Raw genomic sequence first — 7,292 nt, forward strand, 5'->3', positions numbered from 1 at the left:
GATTTTCCACGATGATGCCGACAATGCCGAGGCGGTTTTCTTCCATGTTTTTTCTCCTGTGGAAATGCCTTTTTCTGGAAGGCGGAGTGATGACCGGGCGTTGGAAAAGGATGTTCCCGGCGGGAGGGAGCCTTTCAGGAATGGCGTTTCTTGTCAAGGTGCGGATACGGCCGACTGCCGGAGGGGAAAAAGGCTCTTCGGACTGAAGTCTGATTTTTCTTGCCTCACGATGCAGAAAGCGTATGATGCCTCCAACTGACCGGCGGATTCATCTTCCGGAAAGTCCTGCCGCCAGTGTGCGGCCCTTGTTGCGGTATCCCGACTGCGAAGACGCGCCGTTTCGGCCGTTCCGGGCAGAAAGGTCTGTGCTGTCCCCGTCTGTCTTCCGCCTTTTGAGCGACTCTTGTCGACTGCCGGGCGCCTTTCCTTGCGGGCAGGCGCCTTTTTTGTTGTGTGCGCCATGTTTAACGGCAGTGTTGCCATGACAGGCCGAGAGCCGGGGCGGATGTGTCCGCCGGGGGATGATTATGTACGACGTACGATCGCGCGATTCCAACGAGTTCATCGATGATGCCGAGATTCTGGAATCTCTGGAGGAAGGGAGAAGACTGGCTTCCGACAGAACCGAGGTTGAACGCATTCTGAACAGGGCCCGCGAATGCCGCGGCCTGACGCATCGCGAAGCGGCGGTGCTGCTCTTCGTGGACGATGAGGAAACGCTGAAGCGTATGTATGCGCTGGCCCGCGAGATCAAGGAGCGCATCTACGGACGCCGCATCGTCATGTTCGCGCCTTTGTACCTTTCCGACTACTGCGTGAACAACTGCCGCTACTGCGGCTTTCATGCCAGCAATAAAACCGTGCGCCGCAAGCTTTCCCAGGAGGAGCTTCGCGAGGAGGTGCTGGCGCTGGAAGCGCTCGGGCACAAGCGTCTTCTTCTGGAGGCCGGCGAGGACGACCGCAACTGTCCCCTCGACTACATTCTCGAGTGCATGCACACCATTTATTCCACGAAGCTGCGCAACGGTTCCATCCGCCGGGTAAACGTGGACATAGCCGCAACCACGGCGGAGAACTACCGCAGACTCAAGGAAGCCGGACTCGGCACCTACATTCTTTTTCAGGAAACCTACCACAAGCCCACCTATGAGTTCATGCATAGAGGAGGCCCCAAGGCCAGCTATGAATGGCACACCGAGGCCATGGACCGGGGCATGCTCGAAGGCGGTCTGGACGACGTGGGCATAGGCGCGCTTTTCGGCCTGTATGACTGGCATTATGAAGTGATGGGCCTGCTCATGCACGCGGAACATCTCGAAGCCGTGGCCGGCGTGGGCCCGCACACCATTTCCTTCCCCCGGCTGCTGCCTGCCGAAGGTGTGGACTATTCCGCCTACAGGCTGGTGAGCGACCGGGATTTCAAGCATCTCATTGCGGTCACGCGCCTGGCCGTGCCCTATACCGGCATGATACTCACCACCAGAGAGTCCGCCGAGTTCCGTCGCGAGCTGCTCGACATAGGCATGTCACAGATGAGCGCGGGATCCTGCGTTGGCGTGGGAGGCTATGCCCATCCGGGCCGGACGGTGCCCGGAGAGACGCCGCAGTTTCATCTTGCCGATGAGCGCAGGCCCGAAGACGTGCTCAAGGGCCTCGTGCGCGACGGATATCTGCCGAGCTTCTGTACGGCGTGCTACCGTTCCGGTCGCACGGGCGACCGCTTCATGCCTCTGGCCAAAAGCGGAGAAATAAGCAACTGCTGTCAGCCCAACGCCATGCTCACGTTTAAAGAATATCTGCTCGACTATGCCGACGATGAGCTGCGCGCGCTCGGCGAGAAAATGATTGACGATGAGCTTGCCGGCATTGCTAGGGAAAGTCGCAGAAATCAGACGGCCCTGTATCTGAAGAGACTTGAGGCAGGGGAACGCGATCTGCGCTTTTAGTCGCATGCCGGACGGATGTTCGTTGCCGCGCCGCGGCGGTGCATCGGCCGCGGCGTGAGTTTGACGACGACTTCATGGAATATGCCGCTCGGACTCTGAACTGACAGCAATACTTCCGGCCTTCCGCGGCAGGAAAAAATCGGACGGACGGGCATCTCTTTTTTCTGGCAGGAGAAGAGCGTTTCGTCGGAGGGAGAACAGGTCCTTTTTTCGACGCGCCCGCCCGGCTCGGCATGCCGCGGCGCTCCTGCGGATGGGGTTTTCATCTCCGCAGAAGCGCCGGACAACAAAAAGCTCCCGTTACCGGGAGCTTTTTTTATGGGGAAGAAAGACGTTCAGAATCTTCGGCAGGAGAAAACAGGTCTTTCCGAACGTTGCGTGCGAGGCTGGGGCGCTGTCGGCAGAGCGTGGCGTGAAGATGCCGTCGGCGCTGCGGGCAGGACGGAAATGATCAGGGAAAGAAGATGCGCTTGGAGCGGGCGGTGGCGTCCGTATCCCTGCCAGCCCACACAAAGCGGTCATCTCTCAGGGCGGTGTCGCCGCGGTTCCAGCGATAGGCCACAAGCGGACCTCCCTTGACGGCGCTGAAGTCGAGACAGGCTACGGATGGCGCGTACAGGCGTATGCTCTCTCCGGGGCTTCTCCAGTAGTGGCCGAAGAAGGTGGGGTACTCCACGGGAATGGCTTCCCATATGTCGGGTTCGGGTCTGGCGTCTTCGGGAAGGGATGCAAGGTCGTCTTCGCCCATGAGGGCCATGTCCCGGCAGGTCTCGCCCATGCCGAGCCACCATCTGACGCGTATGCGATCCCGTTCGTTTCCGTCCTTGTCCTGAAAAACCGTATGCTCCGGCAGGGGAATTTCCGGTCCCTTGAGCAGCACGTCCACGGCCTGATATTCGCAGCTGCCCTTGTCGCGTCCGGCCCGCAGATAGCCCGCTTCGGTGAGGCGTGGCGCGTCCTTGCGTCCGGTGAGCATGGCTTCGCCGCCGCATTCGCCCTTCAGCAGCATGCGCATGGCCTCCGGGGACCAGCAGGCGTGCACCATATGCAGACGGTTGCCGTCTCCGCCGAGATCGCCGAGCTCCAGCCACAGGGGCAGGGTGCGCATCCACTGAATCCAGGGCTGATAACAGCCTGCAAGCTGCTCCAGCGTGGCGGCGTGCTGGACCGTGTGCTTTTCGTTGTGACTGCGAAGGTACTGGCCTGGCTGATCGGGGTCGGAGATGTTCCAGCATACGGCGTTGAATTCATGGTTGCCCATGAGGCACTCCGCGGAGCCGGCCTCGTGCATGTTGCGGACGATCGTCAGGGTTTCCAGAATCTGCGGTCCCCGGTCGATGTAGTCGCCGAGAAATATGACCATTCTGTCGGGATGCCTCCACACGCCCCCGTTCTTTTCGTAGCCGAGGCGGGAGAGAAGGGCTTCCAGCCTGTCCGCACATCCGTGTATGTCTCCTATCACGTCATAACCATTCAGCATAATCAGCTCCAGATGCCGTCGGGACAGGGCAGGAATACCCTTGAGAAATGCCGCTGTCCCGGTATGAAGTTCAGCTTAGCACAAGTGGCGCGGAGATAAAAGAGCAGCGGGACGGGACTTATGAAAGGATTAGGGAAGGATGGACAAAATCCGGCGGGACGCGGAGCGTGAGGGAGCCGCCTGTTCTCCGGAAAAGAGCAAGAGCGATCGTTGTCTGCAAAGAACGTGATATTTTTTCAATATTTTGGAATTATAGGAAATTATTCAGAAAAGAGAAGGAAAAAGGCTTCGCGGCCAGAGAATTTCTGCGTGTTGCGGGTGCGGGAGATTCAGGGCAGACGTTTCCGGGAAAGGCGGGCAGGCATCTTTCCCGGAAACGGGAAGGGTCATTCGCTGACGAGGCAGGCGTCAAGGGCGGCGCAGATGGCGCTTTCATCCATCTGACGGCCAATGAACACGAGCTTGATCATGCGGTCGCCGTAGCGCTCGTCCCAGTTTCGGTCGAGTTCCGGATTCGCAGCCCGGGCCTTTTGGCGCTGGTCCGAAGGCGCGGAGGCCATCCAGCGCCCGAAGGGAGTGGCAACGGTCTGCTTTCCGGCCTGCTCGAACATGTACGACATGGACGGATTCTTTTTGAACCACAGAAGGCCCTTGCAGCGTATGACATTTTCCGGCCAGGACATTTCCACAAATTCGCTGAACTTGTCCTGATCGAAGGGGGCGCGGCGGAAATACACGAAGGTGGAAATGCCGTATTCCTCGGTATGTGAATGGCCTTCCTCATGGTCATGATGGTGATGTCCGGCATGGTCGTGATCATGGTGATCAACGTCATGCCCGTCTTTTTTCGCGTCGAAGTTTTTAAGGGTCTGTATCCAGCCCGCAGACGTTCCGGCTTTGGCGAAATTGAAGGCGCGTGTGTCGAGAATGTCCTTGACGGCCACCGTGCCGTAGTTGGTTTCGATGATGCGCGCCTCGGGCTGCAGCTGACGGATGACGGCCTTGAGCGTGGCGAGCTGCTCTGCGGACACCTCGTCCACCTTGTTGAGCACGATGGTGGTGCAGAACTCTATCTGCTGGATGAGCAGGCTTTCCACGTCGTCCTCGTCGTTGTCGCCGAGCAGCTTTTCACCGTTCAGAAATTCGTCGGCCATGCGCATGGCGTCCACCACGGTGACGATGCCGTCGAGACGGCATACCGTGGGCATGACTTCGTCACCCAGCGTGATGGCCTGGGCAATGGGCAGGGGTTCGCAGATGCCGCTTGCTTCGATGAGAATGTAGTCGAAGCGGCAGGTGGCGATGAGGTCCAGAATCTGCTGCATGAGATCCTCTTTCAATGTGCAGCAGATGCAGCCGTTGGAAAGGGGAATAAGACTGCTTTCCATCTCCACGTTGCCGCCTTTTTCAATGAGCGCGGCGTCGATGTTGACTTCGCCTATGTCGTTGACGATGACGGCGACCTTGTAGCCCTCCTGATTGGAAAGAACATGATTGAGCAGCGTGGTCTTGCCCGCGCCGAGATAGCCGGTAAGAAGCGTGATGGGAACGATGTTTCTGTGCATGGGAAAAATTGAGCCGCGCATGGCGCGGGTTGAGGTTGCCGTCCGTCAGGCAAGGCAGGACGGCATGGGAAGAGCGGCCTGCGGGCAAAAGGAAAACGGGCAGCCCGCCCGGGGCGCGGGGAGCGCCCGAAGGCAGAACTGCCCGGGAAAGGGAAGAGGCCCCGGGATTATTTTTCCAGACAGGCGTCCAGCGCGGCGCAGATGGCGTCTTTGTCCATATGCTGACCGATGAAAACCAGTTTCTGCATTCTGTCGCCGTAGGTATCGTCCCACTCTCTGTCGAGCTGCTCGTCCACGCGGCGCTCGGCGGCCTGACGCTTGGCAGGGGCGGCGGCCACCCATTCTCCGTAGGGAGAGGCGGTCATCTGACGGCCTGCCTGTTCGTAAAGGTAGGCGGTGTCGGGCTCGTCACGGAACCAGATGAGTCCCTTGCAGCGGATCACGCTGGAAGGCCAGGCGTCGTTGACGAAATCCTCGAATTTCTTCTGGTCGAAGGGAGGACGGCGGAAATACACGAAGGTGGTGATGCCGTATTCTTCACCGTGCTCATGGTCGCCGTGGTGATGGTGATGATGGTGGCAGTGATGGCCGTGTTCCTCTTCATCATGGTCATGTTCGTGCTTGTGACCGTGCTCATGCCCGTCATGATCGTGGTCATGCCTGTGGCAATGCGCATGCCCTTCTTCGTCATGCTCATGCTCGTGTTCGTCATGGTCATGATGTTCATGCCCGTGTTCATGAGTGTCCTCGTCTTCTTCGGGAGCGTCGGCTTCCAGAGCCTGCACCCAGCCGATGGAGGAGCAGGCGCGGTCGAAGTCGAAACGGCCCGTATCGAGAATGTCCTTCACGTCCACCTTGCCGTAATTGGTCTCAATGATGTTCGCTTCGGGCTGGAGCTTGTGGATGACGGTTCTGAGCAGTCCGAGCTGATCCTCGCTCAGACCTGCCACTTTGTTGAGCACGATGGTGGTGCAGAACTCTATCTGCTGAATGACCAGGCTGGCCACGTCCTCTTCTTCTATGTCTTCTTCCACGAGACGCTGTCCGCCGAGGAATTCATCCACCATGCGCTGGGCGTCCACTACGGTGACGATGCCGTCGAGTCGGCAGATCTTGGGCAGAGACTCGTCGCCGAGGCAGAGCGTCTGAGCGATGGGCAGAGGTTCGCAGATGCCGCTTGCCTCAATGAGAATATAGTCGAACCGGCCGGATTCGATAAGGTTCAGCACCTGCTGAAGCAGGTCGACCTTGAGGGAGCAGCAGATGCAGCCGTTGGAAAGGGGGACGAGGCTGTCGTCCATTTCCACGCTGCCGCCCTTGGCGATGAGGCTGGCGTCGATGTTGACTTCGCCTATGTCGTTGACGATGACGGCAACCTTGTAGCCTTCCTGGTTGGAGAGCACGTGGTTGAGCAGCGTGGTCTTGCCCGCGCCGAGATAGCCGGACAGAACGGTGATGGGGACTATTTTTCTCTTTTTCATGATGACCTTCCTGAGAGCGCGGATGCGCGTTGATGGCGGGGCGCGGCGAGGCCGGACGTTTTTTGTCCGGGGGCGGGCCGTTTTCCTTCCGTCGCGATCGACGGAGGAAACAGGCGTGCGCGGCACGTTCAAGATAGGACAAAATCGCGCGGCGTCAACCTTGCGGAAGAGAGGAGAGAAAAACGGCATCGGAGAAAAAGACGCGAAGGTCATGAGCCGAAAACGCTGCGCGGGAAGAACTGTCTCGGGGGGAATGTCTTTCGTCCGTCGCCGTCTTGCCATGTGCGGGAGTTTTTCGTAATACACTGTTTTCCAACAACGGAGGATCTTCATGCAGTTTGTTTTCACTCCGGAGCGTGTTTGCTCCAAGATGTTCATGATAGAAGTGGACGATGCGACCAGAACCATCACCAACTTTGAATTCAAGGGCGGCTGCCCCGGCAACCTTCAGGGCATAGGCCGTCTCATACGCGGAATGCACATAGATGAGGTGATCGACCGCTTTGCCGACATGCCCGTCTGTTCCACCTCCAAGGTCTCGTCCTGCCCGGAACAGCTCCGCAGGGCTCTTCTTGAGCTGCGGGAACGTCTGGATTCCGGCGTGGCGCAGGAAAAGCCTCATTTCGGTCTCGAATCCTTTGCATCCATGAAGAAATAAGGCATTGATGCCGGGGCTGACCGATTGTGGCTCTGCCGGACGGAACTTCGTACATGACGAGGCGCTCCTGAATTTTCGGGAGCGCTTCTTCTTTTAAGGTTCTGCGCTATGGAAAGCAGAACCTACGCTCTGTGCGTGCGCCGTTTTTTTTTTGGGGGGAAA

At 58.6% G+C, this 7,292-nt stretch carries 6 protein-coding genes; 3 read left to right on the top strand and 3 right to left on the bottom strand.

Going from position 1 to position 7,292, the window contains the following annotated elements:
* Together Q0J81_RS09710 and hydG are read left to right on the top strand one after the other, a co-directional pair.
* Window positions 1–259, top strand: a 259-nt coding sequence (locus tag Q0J81_RS09710; RefSeq protein WP_294447486.1) for a hypothetical protein, incomplete at its 5' end; no start/stop codon positions are given.
* 268 nt (window positions 260–527) lie between these two features.
* Complete coding sequence (hydG, locus tag Q0J81_RS09715) at window positions 528–1,946, top strand: [FeFe] hydrogenase H-cluster radical SAM maturase HydG (protein WP_294447488.1); 1,419 nt, start codon at window positions 528–530, stop codon at window positions 1,944–1,946.
* Between the two features lie 451 nt (window positions 1,947–2,397).
* On the opposite strand, the gene Q0J81_RS09720 is transcribed toward hydG, so the two are convergent.
* The 3 genes from Q0J81_RS09720 to Q0J81_RS09730 form a co-directional block, all read right to left on the bottom strand.
* Complete coding sequence (locus Q0J81_RS09720; protein ID WP_294447490.1) at window positions 2,398–3,426, bottom strand: metallophosphoesterase; 1,029 nt, start codon at window positions 3,424–3,426, stop codon at window positions 2,398–2,400.
* 386 nt (window positions 3,427–3,812) lie between these two features.
* Window positions 3,813–5,012: a GTP-binding protein gene (locus Q0J81_RS09725; protein ID WP_294447491.1), complete on the bottom strand. Its 1,200-nt coding sequence runs from the start codon at window positions 5,010–5,012 to the stop codon at window positions 3,813–3,815.
* Between the two features lie 146 nt (window positions 5,013–5,158).
* Window positions 5,159–6,472, bottom strand: coding sequence for a GTP-binding protein (locus Q0J81_RS09730; protein WP_294447493.1), 1,314 nt, complete (start codon window positions 6,470–6,472; stop codon window positions 5,159–5,161).
* Between the two features lie 331 nt (window positions 6,473–6,803).
* Between Q0J81_RS09730 and Q0J81_RS09735 the strand changes: the two genes are divergently transcribed.
* On the top strand, window positions 6,804–7,130 hold the full coding sequence (locus Q0J81_RS09735; protein WP_294447495.1) for a TSCPD domain-containing protein: 327 nt from the start codon (window positions 6,804–6,806) through the stop codon (window positions 7,128–7,130).
* The last annotated feature ends 162 nt before the right edge of the window (window positions 7,131–7,292 follow it).

Origin of the sequence: uncultured Mailhella sp. (genome assembly GCF_944324575.1) — a bacterium.
Lineage (GTDB): Bacteria > Desulfobacterota > Desulfovibrionia > Desulfovibrionales > Desulfovibrionaceae > Mailhella.

What these genes read in the sequence shown, in the direction of transcription:
- hydG (WP_294447488.1), top strand. Translation starts at nt 528, where the DNA reads ATGTACGACGTACGATCGCGCGATTCCAACGAGTTCATCGATGATGCC.
- Q0J81_RS09725 (WP_294447491.1), bottom strand. Translation starts at nt 5,012, where the DNA reads ATGCGCGGCTCAATTTTTCCCATGCACAGAAACATCGTTCCCATCACG.
- Q0J81_RS09720 (WP_294447490.1), bottom strand. Translation starts at nt 3,426, where the DNA reads ATGCTGAATGGTTATGACGTGATAGGAGACATACACGGATGTGCGGAC.
- Q0J81_RS09730 (WP_294447493.1), bottom strand. Translation starts at nt 6,472, where the DNA reads ATGAAAAAGAGAAAAATAGTCCCCATCACCGTTCTGTCCGGCTATCTC.
- Q0J81_RS09735 (WP_294447495.1), top strand. Translation starts at nt 6,804, where the DNA reads ATGCAGTTTGTTTTCACTCCGGAGCGTGTTTGCTCCAAGATGTTCATG.